The sequence below is a fragment of the Sphingomonas gellani genome (genome assembly GCF_900110035.1).
Classification (GTDB): domain Bacteria; phylum Pseudomonadota; class Alphaproteobacteria; order Sphingomonadales; family Sphingomonadaceae; genus Sphingomonas; species Sphingomonas gellani.
Genome location: NZ_FOCF01000010.1, coordinates 60,669 through 84,172 on the forward strand (window position 1 = coordinate 60,669; position 23,504 = coordinate 84,172).

Sequence of the window (23,504 nt, forward strand, 5' to 3'; positions counted from 1 at the left end):
AATGCTCACCAGCCGCGACTGGTTCGGCAAGGTTTCCGCCGCGACGACCCTCGGCTTCACGCTGGCGCTTGCGCTCACCTGCACCTTCGCGGCAGCCTTTTGGCATGGCGATGGCTACTTCACCGCGCAGGGGCAGGTCGCGATGTGGCTTGTCGCCCCGATCTGGTGCGCGCTGCTCGGCTTCTGCTTCCTGTTCCGCAGCGGCGCGCTGGCATGGGGATGGCTGGCACTCGCGAATCTGGCAGCCTGGACGCTCTATGCCGCCACCCGCCTTGTTGCGAATTGACCGCGATGCGAACCGACATCGTCAAGATGTACAAGGACGTACACAGCTGGGTCGGCATCATCGCGGGGCTGGCGCTGTTCATCGCCTTCTACGCCGGCGCGATCACCATGTTCGAGGAACCGCTCAACCGCTGGGCCGCCGCGCCGACGCGGATCGCACCGCCGGTTTCGCTCGCCCGCACGCCCGAGCTGATCGACAAGGTCCTCCGCACGCACCCGGAGGCGCGCGCCGCCTACACCGTCAATCTGACGACCGGCCCCGACATGCCCGCACGGGTCAGCTGGACCACGGGCACGCGGCGCGCGCCCGGTTCGACGTTCCTCGCCGCGCTCTCCGCCGACGGATCGCTTCAGGTCGTGAAGCAGCAGCCCTCACCCGTCGCGCAGTTCATCGACGTCCTACACCAGCAGGTCGGCCTCCCCTTGCCTCACGCCGTAGCCATGCCGATCATGGGGGTGATATCGCTGCTCTACGCCGTCGCGATCATTTCCGGCATCATCGTCCTGCTACCCAGCCTGGTGAAGGACCTGTTCGCTCTCAGGTTCGGCAGGAATGTGAAGCGGATGTGGCTAGACCTGCACAACGTGCTCGGACTGTTCAGCCTGCCGTTCCACATCGTCATGGCACTGACGGCGGTGGTTTTTGCCTTCCACGACCAGATCTACACGGCGCAAGGTGCGGTTCAGCGGATTGGGACGGCGGCAGTTGAGGCGCGCAGCCCACCGCCGGACGGCCCCAAGCCGCCGCCCCCGCTGGATGCGGTCACAGGCACGCTACCGCCTGCCGAACTGCAACAAAGGCTGTCGCGATCGCTGCCCGGCTTTGAGCTGCGGACGATACGCTACGATTATGACGAGAAAGAAGGGCCGCACGGACAGATTGCCGGCGTTGACCCACGCTACGGGCTGCGCGCGCCGACCTACGGCATGGGGGAGATCGACACGCGTACCGGCGCGATCCGCAAGTCAGATTACCTGCCGGGACGGCAAGGTGCCTGGTTCGCCACGGTCACCAGCTTCTTCGCCCTTCATTTTGGCAGCTTCGGCGGCGTCGCCGTGCGCTGGGGATATTTCCTCCTGGGCCTGGCCGGCGCGTTCCTCTTCTACACGGGCAATCTCCTGTGGATCGAAAGCCGCCGAAAGCGTGAGCGGAAGAATGGCGCGGTCGAACAGACGCGTGCAACTAGGGTGCTGGGCGCCCTTACCACAGGAGTGCCCCTCGGCTGCGTTGCCGGCATCTCCGTGACGATCGCCGCCGCCAAGTGGTTGTCTCCTGATCTACCCGCTCTCGCTGCCTGGCATAGCCGCATATACTATCTGGTGTTTGTCGGCGCGATCGTGTGGGCGTTGGTCCGCGGCCCCGCCCGCGCGGGGCCTGTGCTGCTGTGGTTTGCCGCTGGCACAGCCCTGCTGATTCCCGCGACCAGTCTGGTGTCTACACTGCTCCGACGGGGCTGGCACCCTGCCGCCGTCTTCAGCCCGGTAGAGGTAATCGCCATATTCGCCGCCTTGGCGCTGGCGCTCACCGCGCGGAGTGCGCAGCGACGCGCCGCAGGCGCACCGCGCGATAGCGTGTGGTCCACTTAAGCTTAGCCGGCATTGTTCGGCTTGACCCGGTAAGTGACGTCTTTGACTGTTCAATGTCGGCGATCGGGCTGGCGAACGGCCCAATGAAGGGACATACTTCAGACGATCTGAACACGATCTACCTTCTACCCTACTGCACGGCAGTTGGGACCCATTGCCGGACATTTACCGCCCTGAACCCGGTTCCCACCTTCGGACGCTTTCTGTGGATGGCTCCCGCGTTGCAAGGGTAATTTGATGATCTGACGTATGGTCGGGTGCAGCTCTCTGTTCGGCCTGTTGGTGCAGCCGGTGAAGGGCTGCTGGCCCTGATGGAGTCCGCGAGCTGGGTCCCATCTCGTTCAACAGGCTATGATGCCTTGAGCGTCCGTTGGGTTGTCCCTGCTCCCGGTCTGACCGGTTCGCCATCACATCGCATCGCTCTCGCAACCTCGTGAAACTGGTCTCCTTTGCCTCGGTGGATGCTCAGCTAAATTGCTATGCGGCGAGCCTGGGCTGGTGCCTGGCTTGATATGTTTCCCCGCGCACCATGATCGCCCAGACCACCCGCGCAGTCCTGTTGGCCATGGCAACGGTTGCCACGCGGACCGGCTTGCGCGCGAGCAGTGCTACGAGCCGCGGGTCAGCGCTCTCCGGCTTACGCTTCACGCCCTTGATCAACGACGTCATGCCGACGACCAGGAGTGTGCGCAGGTACTTGTCGCCCATCTTGGTGATGCGCCCCAGTCGCTCCTTGCCGCCGCTTGAATGCTGGCGTGGTGTCAGGCCCAACCAGGCGGCGAACTCTCGTCCTGAGCGGAAGTGGTTGGGATCGGTGACCGACGCAGCAAGCGCTGTTGCTCCCATCGGGCCAATGCCGGGGATCGACATGAGGCGACGAGCCGTATCGTTGGTCCTTTGCCAGGCGAGCAGATCGAGATCGATCTCTCGGCACTGCGCGTGGGTATCGAGAGCCTGCTGCGACAAGCGTCCGATGATCTTCGCGGCCTCGGGTGGCAAGCTTGGTGCCTCGCCGTCGACGATCGCCCGCGCCACCTCCAACGCGCGGTGGACCCCTTGCGGGATATCGATGCCGAACTCGGCCAGCAGCCCCCGCATCATGTTGACCAGTTGCGTGCGCTGCTTGACCAACAGATCGCGCGCCCGATGCATCGACAGAGCCGCTTGCTGCTCAGGCGACTTCACCGGCACGAACCGCATCGTCGGACGCGTCACAGCCTCGCAGATCGCCTCGGCGTCGTTGGCGTCGGTCTTGCCGCGCTTCACATACGGCTTGACGTAGGCCGGCGGCATCATCCGCACATCGTGGCCCAACCTGATCAGCTCGCGAGCCCAATGATGCGCCGTGCCGCACGCCTCCATGCCGACAAGACAAGGCGGTAGCTTCGTGAAGAATGGCAGAACCTGCGCTCGTCGCAGCGCCCTGCGGACAACCACGTTGCCCTCCAGGCTTACGCCGTGCACCTGGAAGATGTTCTTGGCCAGATCGAGGCCGATCGTGCTAATCTCCATGTCGGGTGGCTCCCATATGCTCGTGAATGCCGGATAGCCTTCACATCTTGGCACCTCGATGCCGTGAGCGGGAGCCATCCACCCCATTCGTTCACCTGAATAGACGGCCGCGTACAGATCGCTCCAAAAATGGCTGGAAGGCTTATAATTGGGCGATAGCCGACTATCTAAACTCGCGCGTTTTCAGCCGCGACCCGCTTCGCTATCGTCTCCATTACCTGATGCCGGCGGGCCGTCAGATTCCCGGCTTACGACGCTGTGTTCAAAGACCTGCTGGATGGCGCCCGCCGATGCGTCGCCGGCGAGTTGCCGCACGGCCAGGTCGATGGCGGCGGCGGTGATCTGCTGAATGGGTTGCCGGACCGTGGTCAGGGCCGGCCAGATCGTTGTCGCGATCTCGGTATCGTCGAAGCCGCAGACCGACAGCTGGGACGGCACCACCAGGCCCTGACGATGGGCGACCGCCATGGTGGCGGCCGCCATGTCGTCGTTGCTGGCGAAAATGGCGCTGGGCCGGCCAGGTAGGCCGAGCAGCTGTTCGGCAGCATCTAGTCCCGACCGATAGGTATAAGCGCCGGACGCGATCAGGTCGGGATCGAAGGGCAGCCTGGCCTCCTCCAGCGCCTCCCGATAGCCGTTCAGGCGGAGCATGGTGGATGCGTGCGCCGGATCCCCCTTGATGAAGCCGATGCGGCGATGCCCCAAGGCGATGAGGTGGCGGGTGGCGGAGGCCGCCGCCGCCTGATCGTCGATCCGGACGGATGCGATCGTCATCTCCGCCCGAGCCGCGCCGACCGCGACCAGTGCGATCCCCTGTTCGCGAAGCATGCTGACCAGTTCGGTGTCGTGCGCGAGCGGGGCGGCGAGGATCACGGCCCGGACGTTGGTGTCCCTAAGCTCATTCACCACCGCCCCGTCCTCAAGCGCGCTCGACACGCGCAACACGGCCAGATCGACGTGATGGTCCCGCGCCGCGGCGAGCAGGTGGACCAGGAACTCACCCTGCGTCCCCAGATTGGGAAAGCGGTGCAGCAAGGCCAGGCGGTGATGGACGCCCTTGGACAGCGCGCGGGCCACGCTGTTGGGCGTGTAGCGCAGTTCCCGGATCGCGGACTGCACCGCCGCGCGGGTTTCGGGGCGGACCCTGGCATCGCCGTTCATGACGCGCGACACCGTCATGTGCGACACTCCCGCGCGCGCGGCCACGTCGCGGATCGTTGCAGGCCCGGCCCGTGTTTCGTTGTCAGTCAGCATCGCCGCCCCACCGTTGAATCGGCAAAGTAGATCGTCTTCGCTTTGCAGCAAAACCCTGCTTTTGGCGCAGGTCCTCCGGCCGTGCCGTCCCGGCATGTTAACGTGAACAATTGCGCATTGACGGGTCGGAAAAGGCGCTTTAGCTTTCAATGTGACCGGTCACAAATCGACCGACGCGGCTCGCACAATGGCGGCCAAGGGGAGGATCAATGACTGAGACGTCAGTACACGCGCGTGCTGTGCTTCGGCACAGGCTGCTTGCAGCGACCCTGATCACCAGCACCGTCTGGCTGCCCGGCATGGCGACGGCCCAGACCGCGCCGCAGGCGCCGCCGCCGCCCGCGGGACCGGCCACGTCCTCTTCGGACACCAGCACCACGGCGACCGGCCAGGCGCCGCAGGAACAGGGCGCAGGCCAGACCCAGCCGACGCAGGTGGACGGCGCCGATGCCGCCGCCGCCGACCCGTCCGCGTCCGGCAACCAGGACATCGTCGTCACCGGCCTGCGCGCCTCGCTGCAGAGCCAGGCCAACGCCAAGAAGAACTCGGTCGGCTTCACCGATTCGATCTTTGCCGAGGATATCGGCAAGTCGCCCGACACCAACATCGCCGAAGCGCTGAACCGCATTCCCGGCGTCACCATCAACCGCGACATCACCGGCGAAGGGCTTCAGGTGTCGATCCGCGGGCTTGGCACCAACTTCACCCGCGTGCTGCTGAACGGTGCGCCCGTCGCGATCGCCTCGTCCGGCGGCACCGACGCGCAGAACACCAACCGCGAGGTCGACCTGGACCTGCTGCCGACGGAGCTGTTCACCCAGCTGACCGTCAGCAAGTCGCCCACCGCCGCCCAGATCGAGGGCGGCGCCGCCGGCACCGTGAACCTGCGCTCTGCCCGCCCGTTCGACCGGACCGGCAAATATCTGAGCTACGGCGCGCAGGCGACAAAGGGATCCAACGCCAACGACTGGGGCTACCGCGGATATGCGCTGGCCAGCGCCACGTTCGGCGACACGCTGGGCATCCTTGTCGGGGCTGCCGGCGTCCGCAACCCGTTCGCCGTCAACGGCTATGAAACGATCGGGTTGACCAATCCGAACCTGACGGCGGCGCAGCGCACCGGCGGCACCCGCAACCCGACCGGCGGTGGCAACTGGACCATCCCCGGAACGGTGCCGGTCAATGCCGGCAACGGGCTGACGCCGGGCGCCGTCATCGACCAGGCGTTCCTGTTGAGGAACAATCCCGGCGCCACCATCGACCAGATCGACAACGGCCTGCTGCCGCGTCTCGGCCGCCCTGCCTATGAGGAAGGGCATCGCGACCGCTACAATTTCATCGCCTCCGCCGAATGGCGGCCCAGCGACGCGTTGCATTTCTATGTGGACGGTCTGTATGGCCGCAAGAAGAACAATTTCGATCGCGTCGACCTGGACTGGATCGTCCGCAACAGCGGGATCATCCCCCTCAACACCACATATGATCGGTCGGACTGTTCGGCGGGTTGCGTCGTCAACAGCGGCACCTACGCCAATTCGCAGTTCTTCCTCGAATACCGGCCGTACAAGGAGGATACCGAGTTCTACGGCGTCAATCCCGGCCTGGATTTCGTCGTCAACGACTGGATCAAGGGCGACATCCAGGCGAACTACACCAAGAGCAACTTTCGCCGCGAGAACCCGACGGTGCTGGTCAACACGGCGGTCAATAGCGGCCTGACGGTGACGTACGACAACAATGGCGGCGGCATTCCGAACATCACGTCCAGCGTCGACCTGAACAACCCGGCCAACTACGTCTGGGCCGGCGGCCGGCTCAACCTGAACGGCGAGGAACGCAAGACCGAAACCAAGGGCATTCGCGGCAGCCTTCTGTTCGGCAAGAGCGATTTCAACGCCCGCGTCGGCGCGGCATATGACGACACGCAGCGGCGCATCTCGCCGTTCGACAACACGCTGCCCTGGCAGAACGCGGTGTGCGGCAACGGGCCCAGCGCCTCGCTGCCCAGCCCGAACACGGCCCCGCCATGCACCGGCCTGAACCAGCCGGGCGCAACGCCGCCCGCGGGCTTTCCGACCTATCCGGCCTATGGCACCGGCTACACCGCGGGCCAGCCGCCGCTCACCTATGCCGGCTCGCTGATCCCGCAGTCGCAGCTTGCCGGTTTCCTGGTTCCGGGCCGTGGCGGCTTCATCACCGTGGACTGGAGCAAGTTCCGCGATGCCAGCCAGTACGACCAGTATCTCGCCGGCGCGACGGAAACCGGCTCGGCCAGCACCGGTGCCAATGGCGGCCTGATCCGTGAAAAGGTGACGGGCACGTTCGCCGAGCTGAACGGCAACATCTATCTGGGCGACAACACGCTGCGGCTGAACGGCGGCGTCCGCTATGTGCAGACCGAGCAGATGATCGGCGCCCGCACGTCGCTGACCGATCCGCGCAACAACACGGCCGCGGGCGTCTGCCCCCTGCCCGACCGGTCGCTGGACGGATCCTGCTATCCCAACGTGGTCAACTTCTCGACCAGCACCACCAAGTACAGCAACTGGCTGCCGTCGGGCAGCGCCGCGTTCGAGATCGGCCGCCATGCGGTGGCGCGTGCCTCGCTGTCGCGGACGATGACCCGGCCCAGCCCCAATTCGCTGGTCCCCGGACTGAGCTTCAGCTCGCAATCGGCCGATACCGCCATTCTCGGCAACCAGCAGCTTGACCCGTACATCTCGAGCAACATCGACTTGGGCTTCGAATATTATACGGGCGGCGAGGGGCTGATCGGCGTGGCGGCGTTCCGCAAGTCGATCACCGGCTTCACGGTTCCGCAGGTCACCACGGTGCCCTTCTCGTCACTGGCGCAATATGGCGTGATCTACGACACGCTGACCCAGGCGCAGAAGGACGCGATCAACTCGCGCGGTGGTCCAGATGGGGCAACCGTCGGCGTGCAGCAGGAGGTCAATTCCGACGGCAAGCTGCTGGTCAACGGCCTGGAGTTCCAGATCGTTCAGCCGCTCGACTTCCTGACGCAGTATATCGGCGTGAGGGGCTTCGGCTTTCAGGGCAACCTGACGATCATCGACCAGAAGGGTCAGGGCGCCGGCGCCCCGGCCATCGCGCTGGGCGTGTCGCCGACCACCTATGTCGCCACCGGCTATTACGAGGGCAACGGCATCTCGGCACGGCTGGCTTATACCTGGAACGAAGGGTCGCAGACGTCGAGCCTCAACCAGTACAGCATCCCGTCGGGCGCGTACTTCACCGACAGCTACGGCCAGCTCGATTTCGCCGGTAACGTGGACTTGTCGAAGATCTTCGACAACGATGCGCTGCCGACGCTGGTGGTCAACGTGATCAACGTCACCAAGTCGAAGCTGCACTCCTACTTCCAGTTCGAGAACGCGAATTTCAGCGAGTTCAATCCGGGTCGCCAGGTGCTGATCGGTCTGCGCGGCCGATTCTAGGCGCCGGCTCTATGTTCCCTCCCCTCGGGGGCGGCCGGTCCGACCGGTCGCCCCTTTTTTGTCTCGCGCCCGCCCTGTAGGCCGGCGCCGGGCTGGCCGACGCCGGGAAAACGCCGGGGCTATGCCGGCGCGACCGGGCCCAGATAGGATTGCGGCACCGGCACTGTGCTGACGACCAGCTTTTGCGGCACCACATTGTCGTCCAGCCGCCACAGGGTGAGGACATGCCTGCCGCGCGCAAGCTGGCCCAGCTCCGCTTCGAGATGGATGGCGTTGTTGCTGACGGCCTCGGCCCAGCGGGCCTTGGTCGGCGCGTCCTGATCGCCGCCCGTCGCCTCCAGATCAAAGGCGAGCACCTGCATCGGCCCACCGTCGACGGACACCCCGATCCGCATGGCGCCGTGCGCGGTCGTGTCGAGCGTCGGCACCAGGTAAACGCCCAGGCGCGCCGCGCCCGGCACCTGCACGGCGATGTCGTAATCGACGCGCACCGCGTCCGTCGCCGTTGTCGCGGGCCTCCCCTGCGGCAGGGCGACCAGCGCACCCCCCGTGCGGCCGAGGTTCGCGATCGGTGTCCAGGCCAGACCCTTCGCGTCCCGTTTCCTGCTGAACGCGGTCGCGTCGATCGCGATCACGCCGTCGGGCGCGGCGTTTCGCCGGGCGAAGTTCGGCGGGCGACGGCGCTCCTCCTCCGGCACGTCGCCGCCGACCCGCGTGACGCTGGGCATCGTCTGGCGCACCGGGTCGTTCCAGATCACATAGCTCATGTGAACCTGGGACATCATGTGGTTCCACTTGCCCCCGGCGATCTGGTGGTAGCGGTCGGTGAGTTCCTGGTCGCGCCGGAACAACACCTCCACCTGGTCGGCAAAGGCGTTCGCCCGTGGATCGTTGGCGGCGGCCAGCCGCTTGTTCCAGGCCGCCGCGTAGTAAAGCCGGTACAGGTTGGCGAACGCCGAGATCGGATGTTCGACCAGCTGGAAATAGGCGTCCCGCTGTTCGGGGCGAAGCCGCGCGCGCACGTCGAGCATGCGGCCCTCCAGCGCGTCCCATTGCGCCACCATGGCGCCGAATTCCCCGCCGTCGAGCGGGCCGGGACCGGTCTTCGCGCCCAGCGGAAAGCTGTCCTGGTCGATCAGCTCGGGCTTGCGGCGCGCGGCATAGCGGCCGTAGGTCGCCAGCATGTCGCCGATGCGGCCGGCCTGATCCGGCCCGAATACCGCTTGCGCCCAATTGTCCGGATACGCCGCCAGCGCGGCCGGGGTCATCGCCTCCGGATTCCAGGCCTGGCGCATGAAGAAGCTCAAGGGGAATTCCATCGGCTTGATGTCGCCGACATTCACGATCCAGATGTTCCGCGCACCCCGGCTGTAGGCGAGGTCCATCTGCTGCCAGACCTTTTCGATCTGGTTGGTGTTGATCCACTTGTAGTTGCGCGGTCCGCCCACATAGTCGAAGTGATAATAGACACCGTAACCGCCCTTGCGCGGCGCGGCGTCCGGGGGCGGCAGGCGCCGGATCTGCCCCCAATTGTCGTCGGAAAACAGCAGGGTCACGTCGTCCGGCACTTTCATGCCATGGTCGTAATAATCCTGCACCTCCTTGTAGAGCGCCCACATCTGCGGCGTCTGTTCGGCCGGTCGGCCGGTGACGTCGGCGATGATCCGACGCTGGTCCGCGACAATGGTTTCCAGCAGTTCGGTCGCGGTGCCTTCGGCCATGGCCTCGTCGCCGTCGCCGCGCATGCCGACCGTCAACAGGCTTTCATATCCGCGCCCGTCGCCCTTGGACATCATCCGTTCGACGCCGCCACGCCAGAACCGGCGCAGATTGTCGCGGTTGGTGGTGTAGTCCCATGTGCCGCCGGTGACGCCGCCATCGGTGTTGCGGTGCCATTCGTCCTGCGCGCGGGTGAGCGGTTCGTGATGCGACGTGCCCATCACCACGCCCATGGCATCGGCCAGCACCGTGTTCTGCGGATCGTCGGCATTGAACGCCCGCGGCGCCCACATCGCCGGCCACAGGTAATTGCCCTTCAGCCGCAGCAGCAGCTCGAACACATGGGCATACATCCTGTGGTTGGCGCCGCCGAACTTCTCGATCGCCCAGTTGCTGAATGCGGGCGCCTCGTCGTTGATGAAGAAGCCGCGATAGCGGACCCTGGGCTGGTCGCGCCGGGGATCGGCAGGCAGGAACACGCTGGTGCGGCGCGCGACCGGCACGTCGGCGAACCAGTGCCATGGCGACACCCCGATCCGCTCCGACACGTCATAGGTGCCGAACACGGCGCCGCGCCGGTCGGACCCGGTGATGACCAGCGCGCGCGGCACGCCGGGAAACGGGCGGTCCACCACCGTCTGCCGGTACGCCTCCCACTCCCCCGCCAGATCGGCGACGTCGAGGCGCCCCTGCGCGGCCAGCCGGTCGATGATCGGGCTTTGACCCAGCACGCCGATGATGACCATCGGCCCCTGTGCCGCATCGGGGCCGACCGGCCGCGCCGGAGCCGTGCCGCTGACACGCTGGAGATCGGCGGCGAAGCTGGTCGCGACGTGCCGCACCGCGCTGCCCGCGCCGGCATCCACAAGCACGCCGGCCGGCTTGCCGTTGACGATCAGTCCGAAGGACCCATGGCGGCCGGCGGGCCGTGCACTCGGCCGGGCCGCGCGGACCGGCGGCATGCAAAAGGCCGCCCCGACCGCAGCGGCGCTGCTCATCAGGGACCTGCGGCTGACCCGGTTCCATCGTCCTGTCATGCATCCACTCTCGTTTTGCTTTATGTGACCGATAACATTCGCTATTCCCCACAGGGATGCAAGCATGGGAGTCGGCCGGCATGACGGGTACCACCCCTCAGCTGGCCAGCTGAACGGGCTGCGACACATCCGGAACGGGACCGACCGGCACGGTTGGCGTCACCAGCGGTGGGGAGGAACGAATGACAGGATTGCCCAAGCACCTTCTCTGGCCCGTTTTCTGGCTTTGCGCATGGGCGACGATCGCCCAACCCGCCCCTGCCCAGCCGGCCATGGCCCAACCCGCCCCTGCCCAGGCCGCCCTTATCCACACTGCAAATGCCCAGCGGACATGGATCGCGAGCTGGGGGTCCGCCCAGCAGATCCCGGAAGATCGCAACACCCTGCCCGACGCCGATCTTCGCAACGCCACGCTGCGCCAGGTCGTGCGCCTGTCGGTCGGCGGCACCCGCCTGCGCGTGCGCGTCTCCAACGCGTTCGGTCGTGAGGCCCTGCGCATCGCGGGAGCGCATGTCGCGCGTTCCGCCGACAAGGCAACGGCCAGGATCGTCCCCGGCACCGACACGGTTGTGACCTTTTCCGGCGCGCGCGGGGTGACGATCCCGCCGGGCGCGGACTTCCTTTCGGACCCCGTCACCCTGTCCGCGCCGGCGCTGTCCAGCATCGCGGTGACGATGGCGTTCGATGCCCCTCCCGCCGGGCAGACCGGACATCCGGGATCGCGGGCCACATCCTATCTGCTCCACGGCGATCACCTGTCGGACGCCGACCTGCCGGGTGCGAAGCCCGTCGAGCACTGGTACCAGCTGACCGGGGTGGAGGTGGAGACGGGTGCTGCGCCGGCGACGGTGGTGGCGCTCGGCAATTCGATCACGGACGGTCGCGGCGCGACGACGAACGGTGACGATCGCTGGCCCGACGTGCTGGCCGGTCGGCTCCACGCGGCGAAGCGCGACGTGTCGGTCGTCAACATGGGGATCGGCGGCAACCACCTGCTGACCGACGGGCTGGGGCCGAACGTGCTTGCCCGGCTGGATCGCGACGTGTTCGCCAGACCGGGGGTCAGGACGCTTGTCGTGTTCGAGGGGGTCAATGACCTCGGCATGCTGAGCCTTGCGGAGGTGCGCACGCCGGAGCAGCACCAACAGCTCGTCGCGGCGATGATCGCGGCCTATCGCCAGATCGCCGACCGTGCCCATGCCCAGGGCGTCCGCGTGATCGGATGCACCGTGACGCCGTATGTCGGTTCCGACTATTACCACCCCGACGCCGCCAGCGAAGCCGATCGCCAGGCGGTGAACCGCTGGATCCGCACAGGCGGCGCGTTCGATCATGTGGTCGACCTGGACGCGGTGACGCGTGACCCGGCGCATCCGGACCGCCTGCTCCCCCGCTACGATTCGGGCGATCATCTTCACCCCTCCGCCGCGGGCTATGCCGCGATCGGCGCCGCCTTTCCACTCGATCAGCTGGCGCCCGCATCGGCGCCGGGCCGTCATCGCCGCTTCTAAAGCGGCGCGGGCGATCAGCGCTTCGGCAAGCGGTGGGAGCCGCACATCGCCCGCTGATCGAGCGGCGGCGGTGGGCCGGTTACGCGCCCGTCCCGGTCAGGCGCCGGATCGCGGGAAGCGCGCCGCCATCGGTCAGCACGCGCAACTGACGCGCGATCACCGCGCGGGCCTCCGCATCCAAATCCGCGCCGATCGCATCGAGCAGCGCGTCCACGCCCCCTGCCGTTGATCGCCGCGCAGCCGCCAGCCGATCGGCCAGCGGATCATCCACCACGAAGCGGCCGCCGGCATCGTCCGATCCGTCCTGCCAGCGCATCCACGCCGCCACCGCGAGCGCGAGCGCCTCGATCGGCTGTCCAGCGGCACGGCGGGCGCGGATCGGCTCGATCAATCGCTGCGGCAGCTTCTGCGACCCGTCGCTCGCGATCTGGTGCGTGCGATGTTCGAGCGCCGCGTTGGCGAATCGCGTCATCAGCGCCGCGCGATAGGCCGCGATGTCGAGACCGGACGGCGGGTCCAGCGTCGCCTGCGCCTCGTCCCACAGCATCTCCACGAACCGCCGTCCCGCCGGCCGCGCGACGAACTGGTGAACAAAGGCATCGCCGGCCAGCCCGCCCAGATAGGCGATCCCCGAATGCGCGCCGTTAAGCAGCCGCAGCTTGGTTGCTTCCCACGGCGCCACGGCCTGCGTCAGCTGTACGCCCAGAGCGGCGAAGTCGGGACGTGCGCCGGCAAAGCGATCCTCGATCACCCATTGGCTGAACGGCTCCGTCTTGACCATGGCGCGGTCCTCCACGCCGATCCGTTCGGACGAGGCCGCGATGTCGTCGTCCGTGGTCGCCGGCACGATGCGGTCGACCATGGTGTCGGGGAACGCACCGTGGCGCGCGATCCAGTCGGCCAGCGCGGCATCGTGCGCGCGCGCAATCTCCACCACCGACCTGCGCAGCAACGCGCCGTTGTCGCTCAGATTGTCGCAGGAGATGACGGTGAAAGGGGCCAAGTCCGCCGCCCTCCGCGCCGCCAGTCCGGCGACCAGGAAACCCGCGGCGGTGCGCGGCGCCGTCAGGTCGGCGAGATCGGCGGCCACATCCGCATCGCCGACCATCAGCCCACCCGATGCGCGGTCCAGCCGATACCCCTTTTCGGTGATCGTCAGCGTCACGATGCGCGTGTCGGGATGGGCCAGCGCCGCGACCACCGCCGCCGGGTTCTCCGGTGCGACCAGAACCTCCGCCACCGCGCCGACGACCCGCACGTGCTGGGACGTGCCGTCGCGGACCAGCACCGAATACAGGGCGTCCTGCGGCATCATCTGGTCGCGCACGCCCGCCGAGCGCAGCGACACGGCGGTGATGCCCCAGCGCAGGTCGCCGTTATTCAGCGCGGCCTCGAACACCGCCGCCCCATGCGCGCGGTGAAACGCGCCGATCCCCAGATGCACCACGCCGCGCCGGACCGCCGCCCGGTCATAGGCCGGCCGCGCGACCGATGTGGACACCCGCGCCAGCGTCCGCGCCGACAATCGCGGATCTGTCACAGCCGATAAGCCTTTTTCACCAGGTCATAGGCCAGCGCCCGCGCCAGCTCATGCGCCTCATCCTCCGGCAGGCGGTGTTCCGCGACCAGCTGGGCCAGCCAGGCGCAATCCATCCGCCGGGCGACGTCGTGCCGCGCCGGGATCGACAGAAACGCCCGCGTGTCGTCGTTGAACCCGACGGTGTTGTAGAAGCCGGCCGTTTCCGTGGTGCGCTGGCGAAAGCGGCGCATCCCCTCCGGACTGTCATGGAACCACCATGGCGGGCCGAGGCGCAGCGCCGGCCAATGCCCGGCCAGCGGCGCCAGCTCACGCGCATAGGTGTCCTCGTCCAGCGTGAACAGGACCAGCGTCAGGCGCGGGTCGTTGCCGTGACGGTCGAGCAACGGCTTCAGCCCCGCGACGAACTCGCCTGGCAAGGGGATGTCGCCGCCCTTGTCGCGCCCGAACCGCGCCAGCACGGCGGCATTGTGGCTGCGATGCACGGCCGGGTGCAACTGCATCACCATGCCGTCCGCGACGCTCATTCCCGCCATTTCGGTCAGCATCTGCGCGCGGAACAGCTCGACATCCGCAGCGTCGGCACCGCCCTGGCGCACGCGGGCATAGAGCGCGGCCGCGGCCTGCGGCGGCAGGTCGGCAGTGGTGGCGGACGGGTGGCCATGGTCGGTGGAGGTCGCCCCGGCCGCACGGAACCGCGCCCGGTGAAAGCGATGCGCCGCCAGATAGCCCGGCCAGCTGGTCGCATCCTCCCCCGCCATCGCGCAGAAGCGATGGAGATTGTCGGCGAAACCGGGCGTGTCGGGGTCCACCACCGGGTCGGGGCGATAGGCGGTGATGACCCTCCCGCCCCAACCGCTGTCCCGGATCGCGCGATGGTGATCGAGCGGGTCGAGCGGGCTTTCGGTGGTCGCGATCACCTCGATCCCGAACCGCTCGAACAGGGCGCGCGGGCGGAACGCATCGGTGGCCAGCGCCGCGTCGATCGTGTCGTAATAGCGGTCGGCCGTGCCACTCTCCAGCACCACGTCCAGCCCGAACACCTCCGCGAATACCCAGTCCAGCCACAGGCGCGACGGCGTGCCGCGGAACAGGTGGTAATGATCCGCGAATAGCCGCCAGATCGCGCGCGGGTCGCTCTCCGTCGCGCTGCCGTCCACGGTCGGCACGCCCAGCCGGTCCAGCGCCACGCCCTGTGAATAAAGCATGCGGAACACGTAATGGTCGGGCACGATCAACAGGCTGGCGGGATCGGTGAAGCGAGCGTTGCCGGCGAACCAGGCCGGGTCGGTGTGCCCGTGCGGGCTGATGATCGGCAAGTCGCGGACCTGCGCATACAGCGCGCGCGCGACGCCCCGCGTCTTCGGGTCGGCCGGGAACAGCCGGTCGGGATGAAGCAACAACGGCCGGGTCATAACGTCACGTTCCGATAACGGGGATTGATCGCGTGAAACACCGCCAGCGCCACCAGATAGGCGACCCCGCACGCGATAAAGAACGGGCCATAGCTGCCCACCCTGTCAAGCAGCAGCCCCAGCGATTTCGACGCAAGAAAGCCGCCCACCGCGCCGGCGAACCCGCCCAGCCCGATCAGTGTGCCCTGGCCGAAGCGCGGGAACTGGTCGCCGGGCAGCGCGAACAGGTTGGTCGAGAACCCCTGATGCGCGGCACAGGCCAGCCCAATCGCGGCCACCGCCCACCAGATGTTGCCCGCGTCGGCGGCGAACATCACCGGCAGCGCGAACAGGGCGCACACGAACATCGCCTGCTTGCGCGCCCGTCCCGCCGCGACCCCACGCTTCAGCAGGTGCGACGAATACCATCCGCCCGCGATCGCGCCCAGGTCGGCGAGGATGTAGATCACCACCAGCGGCGGTCCGAAGCTCTTCAGGTCGTATCCGTAGCGGCTGTGAAAGAAATCCGGCAGCCAGAACAGGAACGTCCACCACACCGGGTCGATCAGGAACCGGCCCGCCATATAGGCCCATGCCTCCCGGTGGCGCAGGACCCGCAGGAACCCGGCGCGCCCCGTGTCGAGCGCAGGCTCCGCATCGATCCAGCCGCGTTCTTCGGCGGTGATGCGCGGGTGATCGGCCGGCCTGTGATACAGCCGCCACCACGCCGCCAGCCAGACCAGGTTGAACAGGCCGGTGACGATAAACGCCCACCGCCAGTCGAGCAGCAGCCCGGCGACCAGGAACGAGATCAGCAGCGGCGTCACCACCGCACCGACATTGGCGCCGGCGTTGAAGATGCCGATCGCCAGCGCGCGTTCCTTGCGGGGGAACCATTGCGACGCCGCGGCCAGCGCGGACGGATAGGTACCCGCCTCTCCGAAGGCCAGGGGGATGCGCGCGATCACGAAGCCGGTGGTGGACGTCACCAGCGTTTGGGCGAAATGGCCCAGCGTCCAGCTGCCCATCGCCAGCATGTAACCCGCCTTGGGCCCGATCCGGTCGATCAGCCAGCCGAACAGCAGGAACCCGATGCCGTAGCAGATCTGGAAGTAACCGGTGATGTCGCCATAGCCGATGTTGGTCCAGCCGTAGAGCACCTCCAGCTGCGGCTTCAGCACCCCCAGCACCAGCCGGTCGATATAGCTGAGCACCACCGCCGCGAACAGCAACGCGCAGATCAGCCAGCGCACCCGCCCGCGCGGCTTGGGCACGGCATGGGCGACCGTTTCCGGCGCCTCGCGGGCGGTGGCGGACAGGTCGCTCACCTCACCAGCTCCACAGCGTGCCGTCCTCCAGCCGGTTCACCGGCAGGAACGCGCGGCTGTATTCGTGGCGCGCCGCCCGATCCTCGTCGATGTCGACGCCCAGCCCCGGCGCGTCGCCCGGATGCATCATGCCGTCCGCGAAAGAATAGGCATGGGGGAACACGGCGTCCGTTTCGTCGGTGTGGCGCATATATTCCTGGATGCCGAAATTGGGCACCGACAGGTCGAAATGCAGCGCCGCGGCCATCGCCACCGGCGACAGGTCGGTCGCGCCGTGGCAGCCGGTGCGGACCTGATACAGGTCGGCCAGCGCGGCGATCCGGCGCAGGTGCGTGATGCCGCCGGCATGGACCACCGTGGCGCGGATATAATCGATCAGCTGGTTCTGGATCAGGTCCTTGGCGTCCCAGATCGAGCTGAACACCTCACCCACCGCCAGCGGGGCGGTGGTGTGCTGGCGGATCAGGCGAAACGCCTCCTGGTTCTCGGCGGGCGTCGCATCCTCCAGCCAGAACGGCCGGTAGGGCTCCAGGTCGCGGCCCAGCCGGCCGGCCTCGATCGGGGTCAGCCGGTGGTGGATGTCGTGCAACAGGTGCACGTCCCACCCCAGCGCCTCACGCGCCGTGCGGAACAGCTCCGGCACGACGCGCAGGTATTTCGACGTCGACCAGACGTTTTCGGTGGGCAGATCGGCATCGGCCGGCTCGTAGAAATAACGGTCCTTGGACACGCCATAGGTCGATGCCATGCCAGGCACGCCGCATTGCAGGCGGATCGCCTTGTACCCCTGCGCCTGATAGTCCTTCGCCGCGGCGATCGTGTCGTCGATGGTGGCGCCGTTGGCATGGCCATAGACCATCACGCCTTCGCGGCTCGCCCCGCCGAGCAGCTGGTACACCGGCAGTCCCGCCAGCTTGCCCTTGATATCCCACAGCGCCATGTCGACCGCCGCGATCGCGGTCATGGTCACCGGCCCGCGCCGCCAATAGGCGCCCTTGTAGAGGTACTGCCACACATCCTCGATCCGGTGCGCGTCGCGCCCGATCAGGCAGGGGATGACATGCTCCGACAGGTAGCTCGCCACCGCCAGTTCGCGGCCGTTCAGCGTCGCGTCGCCGACACCCGTGGTGCCGTCGTCGCACTCGATCTTCAGCGTGACGAAATTGCGCCCAGGGCAGGTGACGATGACGCGGGCACGGGTGATCTTGGGCATGGTGATCCTCAGGCGCTAACAGGAACAAGGGTTCGGGTGCCGCAGCGGGCGGAGCCGGTCGGGATGGCGGGCGGGCGGCGATATGCCACCTGTGCCATGTCGCGGTTGCAGGGTCGGCATGCGGCCGGCCCCGGCGTGATGCGTTCGCTTCGCGGCGATCCGGCGCTGGTCGCGGTTGCAGCCCGGCGATCGGACGGGCGCACGATCCGCGCCGATTCCCACCGCCCCGTCAGGCCACAGGCGCGCCGATCGCCCCGCGCCGTCCGGTCGCGGGCACTCCGGCCGACCGGGGCCGAACGGTCCGCATTCGGGACGGAAGGTGGGCGCGCCGCAGGACGCAGCGACACGCCGACGCTTCGGCGAAGCAGATCGCCACGCGCGATCGGGGCTGCTGCCATGGGTGGACCTACTCTCTCCGTTGGCCGTCTTGCTGCGGCTTGTTATCCAGCGTGATAACGGTAACATGAGGGACGGCCGGCCGGACTGTCAATGCCGCACGACACGGACCGGCGGGTGATAAAGAGGGGAGCGATGCCGATGGCGTCCAGGATGATACGCGTGATGGCCACCGCCTTGGCAGGACTGGCGATGGTGGCGGCCGCGACGGGTCCCGCATTTGCCGAGGACGGCTATCGCCTGTGGCTGCGGCAACAGGCGCCTGTGCCCGCCCCCGATCGCATTGCCGTCACCGCCCCGTCCCCCAAGCTGGCGCTTGCCCGCGCAGAACTGGCCCGCGCGCTGCCGGCCACGGTCGCTTCCGTTACGCTGGCCCGGTCGGACGATCCGCGCGTCGTCCATCTTCGCCTGCCGACCCGATCATTGGGGGACGAAGGGTATCTGGTCCGCACCGTCACGCTGGACGGTGCCGCCACGATCCTTGTCACCGGGCACAGCGACCGCGCCATTCTGTACGGCAGTTTCGCCCTGTTGCGGCATCTGGCGACCGGTGGGGCGGCAAGCGGCATCGCCCTGTCCTCGACCCCCCGCGTCAAGCTGCGCGTCCTGGACCATTGGGACAATCTGGATGGCAGCGTGGAGCGCGGCTATGCCGGCGCGTCCTTGTGGGATTGGTGGACGCTGCCCGATTTTCGCGACCCGCGCTACACCGACTATGCGCGCGCCAATGCGTCCATCGGCATCAACGGCACCGTCCTGAACAACGTCAACGCCAAGGCGGACAGCCTGACCGCCCCATACATCGCCAAGGCGGCGACACTGGCGGACGTGTTCCGGCCATGGGGGATCAAGGTCTATCTGTCCGCTCGCTTTTCCGCGCCGATCGAGCTGGGCGGGCTGAAGACAGCGGACCCCCGCGACCCGGCGGTCGCCGCCTGGTGGCGGAGCAAGGCCGACGAGATCTACCGCGCCATTCCGGATTTCGGCGGTTTCCTGGTGAAGGCGAACAGCGAGGGGCAGCCGGGCCCCCGCGATTACAACGCCACCCATGCCGATGGCGCCAACATGCTGGCCCGCGCGGTCGCGCCGCATGGCGGCGTGGTGATGTGGCGCGCCTTTGTGTACGCCGACACCGATCCCGAGGATCGCGCCAAACAGGCCTATACCGAATTTAGGCCGCTGGACGGCAGCTTCGACGACAACGTCCTGGTGCAGGTCAAGAACGGGCCGATCGATTTCCAGCCGCGTGAGCCGTTCCACCCGCTGTTCGGCGCGATGCCCAAGACACCGTTGATGCCGGAATTCCAGATCACCAGGGAATATCTCGGCTTCGCCACGCACCTCGCCTATCTCGGCCCCTTGTTCACCGAGGTGCTGGACGCGCAGACGGGGCGCAGGCCCGACCAGACGGTGGCCGACGTGATCGACGGCCGCGCCGACCACCACGCGCTGTCCGGCATGGCCGGTGTCGCCAATATCGGTCGCGATCGCGACTGGTCGGGATCGACCTTCAATCAGGCGAACTGGTACGCCTTTGGCCGGCTGGCATGGGACCCGGGCCTGTCCGCCAGGGACATCGCGCGCGAATGGGCGCTGCAGACGTTCGATGCCCGCGCCGCCGACACGGTGGTGGCGATGATGATGCCCTCGCGCGAGGCGGTGGTGGACTATACCGGTCCGCTCGGCCTGGCGCATCTGATGGGCACCAGCGCGCATTACGGCCCCGCCCCCTGGGTCAGCGACCTGCAACGGCCCGAATGGAACCCGGTCTATTACCACCGTGCCGACCGTCAGGGCATCGGGTTCGACCGCACCGCATCGGGCAGCGATGCGATCGCGCAATATGCCCCGTCGCTCGCCCGTCGCTATGCCGACCCCCAAACCACGCCGCTGGATGAGCTGCTGTGGTTCCACCACCTTCCCTGGACCTATGCGCTGTCCACCGGGCGGACGCTGTGGGACGAGATGGTGCACCGCTACGATGCCGGTGTCGCCGCCGTCGCCGTCATGGCGCGCGAATGGGACACGCTGAAGCCGGTGGTGGATGCCGAACGCTGGCAGAAGACGGCGACATTCCTCCAGATTCAGCAGCGGGAAGCGCAATGGTGGCGGGATGCCAGCCTCGCCTATTGGATGTCGATCAACGGCCTGCCCCTGCCCGTCGGCGTGACGCCCCCCGCGCAAGACCTGGCATGGTTCCAGGCCCGTCACGTCCCGTACGCGCCCGGCAATCCAGGTTAACATGTCTGGGCAGTCAACCCCGTCCCGGATGGGGTTGCGAGCGCAGGGCGTGAACCTCGGAAAGCGCGACTTCATTGGAGCGCTACGCGTCAAACGGTAGTCCGCCCAACGGCAAGCCTCGTGGGGGAACGGCCGCGACGACCCAGTTACGTTGGGGTGGACGCCCCCTGACGGCATCGATGTGCCAGAGTGGAGGTGTTGAAGCACCACTGCAGGAGGCGTCCGTGGAAGAGGTTAGCACAGTCGGTATCGATCTGGCCAAGTCGGTTTTCCAGGTTCACGGCGCAGATGCGAGCGGAGCGGTCGTGTTCCGTAAGAAATTGCGGCGGGACCAGGTCCTGGCGTTCTTCTCGACGTTACCGCGATGCGTGGTGGCGATGGAGGCATGTGCGAGCGCTCATCATTGGGCTCGCGAGATCGCCGCGTTTGGGCATGACACGAAGCTGATCCCACCGGCGTACGTGAAGCCGTTCGTCAAACGGCAGAAGAACGACATGGCTGATGCGGAGGCGATCTGCGAGGCAGCACAGCGCCCGACGATGCGCTTTGTCCAAGGCAAGAGCGCGGAGGCGCAGGCATCGGCGGTGGTGTTCCGGACCCGCGACCTGCTCGTGCGTCAACGTACCCAACTGATCAACGCCCTGCGCGGCCACCTCACCGAGTTCGGCTACACCGTGCGTCAGGGGGTCGGGCACGTCGGCAAGCTCATCGAGATGGTCAGCGACCCCACCTCCGACATCCCGGCTCAAGCGCGACCCGTGCTGGTCGTGATCGCGCAAGGGCTGGAAGCGCTGCAGGCGCAGATCGCCCTGCTCGACCGCGAGATTGCGAGGCGTGCGAAAGCTGACCCCGTGGCGAAGCGGTTGATGACGATCCCTGGCGTCGGACCGGTGATCGCGACCGCGCTGGTGGCGCTGGCGCCCGCTGCCAGCACCTTCCGTCGTGGGCGCGACTTTGCCGCCTGGCTCGGTCTCGTGCCGCGGCAGCACTCCAGCGGCGGTTAAGAGCGGCTCGGGCGAACAACGAAGATGGGCGAGCGTAGCTTGCGACGGCTGCTGATCATCGGCGCGAGTTCGGTGACGAAGGTTGCGGCGCGCAATCCGGACAAAGCCGGCGCATGGTTAGCCGGCATGCTGGCTCGCAAGCCGCGCATGCTGATCACCGTCGCGCTCGCGAACAAAATGGCGAGGACTGTCTGGGCGCTGATGGCGCACGGCGGATCGTACAGAGCTCCGGCCGCAGCGGCATAGCCGCCAAGGCTTGAGGCGTCGCCGCCGCGCACTACGCGCGGCTGGCCATCGACCGTCCTCCTGTTCTTCCATCGCGCGATTGTCGGTCATGGATAGGTCTTTCTACGCGAGCGGACGACCTCCCACATCAGACGGGGGTCGAAGGTCTTGGCGCTGATGATGGTCAGGATCACCACGGCTGTGAACGGCGACGCCGCAGGTTCGGCGCGGCCGTAGATCAGCGAGTTGTAGTGCATGACGGGCACGAAGCAGCCGATGACGAACGGGTCGACTGACCGCCGGCAAGTTCGTTGTCGGGTGCGATACGCCGCCAGACCTCCGCCTTGTCGAGCGTCGCGCGGACGAACATCGAGAGCGTGCCGGCGAGTATGTAGCAGATTGCCCCCGGCCCCAGGCTGACGTTGATTGCGGCGGCGAGGCGAAAGTAAGCGACCGCCAGCCCGAGTATGTAGACGTCGGGCATCGCCCAGGTCTCGAGGTCGGTCGCCCAGCGGAAGGCGCGGCCGAGCCAGGGTCGCCGATGGCCACGCCGCACCTCGAACAGCACGGCGGTGAGCAGCCCGAAGCGGATCAGCGGAAAGGCGACGGCGAACAGAAACACCGCGAGCGCAAGGAACGGCCAACCGTCCTTCAGCATGGCGGTGGCGGCCGACGCCACCACGCTGTGGCGAGAGATGCCCAGCGCCCGGGTAGTTAGATGTAATGACCTGCAATGATGATCAGCCGGACGCGCAATCAAGGGCCATTTCCGACACACATTGCGTGACACTGGGGGAGCGGCCGGACGCACGCTGATTGAGACGCAACCCACGTTCGATGCGACGGACCTGCAATCAATGATAGGCGACGCGGGAATGGCGAGAGTTGGTGGACAACAGCCCTTCCGCTTCTCGATTGTCTAGGTCGAATTGCAGCCGTTGCTCACGCCAGCGAAACTGATACAAACGTTTGGTGCTTGGCGAAACGCTCCTCCTCGGACTGAGTATAGGAGCCGCTTCGCTCCTAGCCAGCTACGCAGTGCGGATTACGAATAGAGGGTTGCGGGTTGCGGCCGTCGCCCTGATTGCCGCACCGGGATTGGCTGTCCTTATAGTCATGCTCGTGTTGTTCTCTCGAGGGGACAGCCATGGATTGCTTTCAACGGCCGGACTTGCCGCGTATTGGCTCCTTCCCGTTGCCGCAGGTGCGCACTGGGGTGCGCATGATCGGCCACACACCTCGCAAAGATTCAGCCGCTGGCTGTTACCGGTTCTGCCGGTCGCCATCGCGGTGTGCATAGCTGGCGTTAACGTTGCTCTTGTAATGCGGGATCGAGCAAGGCGATGGCAGCAGGAGCAGACTCAACTAAAACATGACTGGGTATTAGCAGAGCGCAGACTTTCAGCATGTGCTCGGACTTTGAATGCGACGGTGGGGAAGCACGACGCTGTAAGAAGCGCAGATTTAGGCGATCGAAGATTGCTGGGAACGTACGAGATCTACCAAGAGGGTTCGCGGTTTTATGTTCCTGTCCTTGACGTCAGCGATAAGGGCGGGGGCGGGCCTGCCCCCCCTCCCCTTTATGTCGATGCACGGGTAGGAGTTGAACATCTACACCGACGAATTTACGTTAAAGTTTCGCCTAAAGGAGAAATATGGGGCGATCCTTGGGGTTTCGTGACTGCGTCAATGGGCCGCCCCCCTGACAGCGCAGCAGCCTGCGCCAAGGCTACAGAAGATTACATCTACGCATACAATGAAGCGATGCTTAGGATTGGTGCGGCTTCGCCTTTTGGTCCGATA

General features: G+C 66.8%; 14 protein-coding genes and 1 pseudogene. 6 read left to right on the forward strand and 9 right to left on the reverse strand.

What is annotated here, in order from left to right:
- Position 1 precedes the first annotated feature (1 nt).
- Both BMX37_RS16245 and BMX37_RS16250 read left to right on the forward strand, forming a co-directional pair.
- Positions 2-286 (forward strand): hypothetical protein, encoded by a 285-nt coding sequence (locus BMX37_RS16245; protein ID WP_093666832.1) that lies wholly within the window; start codon positions 2-4, stop codon positions 284-286.
- Between the two features lie 5 nt (positions 287-291).
- Positions 292-1,872 (forward strand): PepSY-associated TM helix domain-containing protein, encoded by a 1,581-nt coding sequence (locus BMX37_RS16250; protein WP_093666833.1) that lies wholly within the window; start codon positions 292-294, stop codon positions 1,870-1,872.
- A 477-nt stretch (positions 1,873-2,349) separates the two neighbouring features.
- On the opposite strand, the gene BMX37_RS16255 is transcribed toward BMX37_RS16250, so the two are convergent.
- Both BMX37_RS16255 and BMX37_RS16260 read right to left on the reverse strand, forming a co-directional pair.
- The gene (locus tag BMX37_RS16255) at positions 2,350-3,384 is read right to left on the reverse strand and encodes an IS110 family RNA-guided transposase (RefSeq protein WP_093666834.1); all 1,035 of its coding nucleotides are present in this window, start codon (positions 3,382-3,384) and stop codon (positions 2,350-2,352) included.
- Between the two features lie 183 nt (positions 3,385-3,567).
- Positions 3,568-4,638: a LacI family DNA-binding transcriptional regulator gene (locus BMX37_RS16260; RefSeq protein WP_093666835.1), complete on the reverse strand. Its 1,071-nt coding sequence runs from the start codon at positions 4,636-4,638 to the stop codon at positions 3,568-3,570.
- 209 nt (positions 4,639-4,847) lie between these two features.
- On the opposite strand from BMX37_RS16260, the gene BMX37_RS16265 reads away from it, so the two are divergent.
- Positions 4,848-8,096 (forward strand): TonB-dependent receptor, encoded by a 3,249-nt coding sequence (locus tag BMX37_RS16265; protein WP_244501645.1) that lies wholly within the window; start codon positions 4,848-4,850, stop codon positions 8,094-8,096.
- Positions 8,097-8,215: 119 nt separating this feature from the next.
- Here the strand turns inward: BMX37_RS16265 and BMX37_RS16270 are convergent, their stop codons facing one another.
- Entirely contained in the window at positions 8,216-10,813 is a 2,598-nt protein-coding gene (locus BMX37_RS16270; protein WP_244501646.1) for a glycosyl hydrolase 115 family protein, read from the reverse strand.
- A 311-nt stretch (positions 10,814-11,124) separates the two neighbouring features.
- Here BMX37_RS16270 and BMX37_RS16275 point away from each other — a divergent pair, with 311 nt between their 5' ends.
- Positions 11,125-12,363: an SGNH/GDSL hydrolase family protein gene (locus tag BMX37_RS16275; protein ID WP_093666837.1), complete on the forward strand. Its 1,239-nt coding sequence runs from the start codon at positions 11,125-11,127 to the stop codon at positions 12,361-12,363.
- Positions 12,364-12,442: 79 nt separating this feature from the next.
- On the opposite strand, the gene BMX37_RS16280 is transcribed toward BMX37_RS16275, so the two are convergent.
- Genes BMX37_RS16280 through manD form a run of 4 tightly spaced genes read right to left on the reverse strand, consistent with a single transcriptional unit; the run spans position 12,443 to position 17,835 of the window.
- On the reverse strand, positions 12,443-13,903 hold the full coding sequence (locus BMX37_RS16280; RefSeq protein ID WP_093666838.1) for a mannitol dehydrogenase family protein: 1,461 nt from the start codon (positions 13,901-13,903) through the stop codon (positions 12,443-12,445).
- A complete protein-coding gene (uxaC, locus tag BMX37_RS16285; RefSeq protein ID WP_093666839.1) occupies positions 13,900-15,315 on the reverse strand; it encodes a glucuronate isomerase in 1,416 nt (471 codons plus the stop codon). Before uxaC ends, BMX37_RS16280 begins: the two co-directional genes overlap by 4 nt.
- A complete protein-coding gene (locus BMX37_RS16290; protein ID WP_244501647.1) occupies positions 15,312-16,622 on the reverse strand; it encodes an MFS transporter in 1,311 nt (436 codons plus the stop codon). Before BMX37_RS16290 ends, uxaC begins: the two co-directional genes overlap by 4 nt.
- 1 nt (position 16,623) lies before the next feature.
- On the reverse strand, positions 16,624-17,835 hold the full coding sequence (manD, locus tag BMX37_RS16295) for a D-mannonate dehydratase ManD (protein WP_093666840.1): 1,212 nt from the start codon (positions 17,833-17,835) through the stop codon (positions 16,624-16,626).
- 549 nt (positions 17,836-18,384) lie between these two features.
- Here manD and BMX37_RS16300 point away from each other — a divergent pair.
- Positions 18,385-20,472: an alpha-glucuronidase family glycosyl hydrolase gene (locus tag BMX37_RS16300; protein ID WP_425288469.1), complete on the forward strand. Its 2,088-nt coding sequence runs from the start codon at positions 18,385-18,387 to the stop codon at positions 20,470-20,472.
- 224 nt (positions 20,473-20,696) lie between these two features.
- Positions 20,697-21,722: pseudogene (locus BMX37_RS16305) on the forward strand (IS110 family RNA-guided transposase).
- Positions 21,723-21,808: 86 nt separating this feature from the next.
- Here BMX37_RS16305 and BMX37_RS16310 read toward each other — a convergent pair.
- The gene (locus BMX37_RS16310; protein ID WP_093666842.1) at positions 21,809-21,958 is read right to left on the reverse strand and encodes a paraquat-inducible protein A; all 150 of its coding nucleotides are present in this window, start codon (positions 21,956-21,958) and stop codon (positions 21,809-21,811) included.
- On the reverse strand, positions 21,940-22,533 hold the full coding sequence (locus BMX37_RS16315) for a paraquat-inducible protein A (protein WP_342027878.1): 594 nt from the start codon (positions 22,531-22,533) through the stop codon (positions 21,940-21,942). Before BMX37_RS16315 ends, BMX37_RS16310 begins: the two co-directional genes overlap by 19 nt.
- Positions 22,534-23,504: the final 971 nt, after the last annotated feature.

What these genes read in the sequence shown, in the direction of transcription:
- BMX37_RS16245 (WP_093666832.1), top strand. Translation starts at nt 2, where the DNA reads ATGCTCACCAGCCGCGACTGGTTCGGCAAGGTTTCCGCCGCGACGACC.
- BMX37_RS16250 (WP_093666833.1), top strand. Translation starts at nt 292, where the DNA reads ATGCGAACCGACATCGTCAAGATGTACAAGGACGTACACAGCTGGGTC.
- BMX37_RS16255 (WP_093666834.1), bottom strand. Translation starts at nt 3,384, where the DNA reads ATGGAGATTAGCACGATCGGCCTCGATCTGGCCAAGAACATCTTCCAG.
- BMX37_RS16260 (WP_093666835.1), bottom strand. Translation starts at nt 4,638, where the DNA reads ATGCTGACTGACAACGAAACACGGGCCGGGCCTGCAACGATCCGCGAC.
- BMX37_RS16265 (WP_244501645.1), top strand. Translation starts at nt 4,848, where the DNA reads ATGACTGAGACGTCAGTACACGCGCGTGCTGTGCTTCGGCACAGGCTG.
- BMX37_RS16270 (WP_244501646.1), bottom strand. Translation starts at nt 10,813, where the DNA reads ATGAGCAGCGCCGCTGCGGTCGGGGCGGCCTTTTGCATGCCGCCGGTC.
- BMX37_RS16275 (WP_093666837.1), top strand. Translation starts at nt 11,125, where the DNA reads ATGGCCCAACCCGCCCCTGCCCAGGCCGCCCTTATCCACACTGCAAAT.
- uxaC (WP_093666839.1), bottom strand. Translation starts at nt 15,315, where the DNA reads ATGACCCGGCCGTTGTTGCTTCATCCCGACCGGCTGTTCCCGGCCGAC.
- manD (WP_093666840.1), bottom strand. Translation starts at nt 17,835, where the DNA reads ATGCCCAAGATCACCCGTGCCCGCGTCATCGTCACCTGCCCTGGGCGC.
- BMX37_RS16300 (WP_425288469.1), top strand. Translation starts at nt 18,385, where the DNA reads ATGATACGCGTGATGGCCACCGCCTTGGCAGGACTGGCGATGGTGGCG.
- BMX37_RS16310 (WP_093666842.1), bottom strand. Translation starts at nt 21,958, where the DNA reads ATGCACTACAACTCGCTGATCTACGGCCGCGCCGAACCTGCGGCGTCG.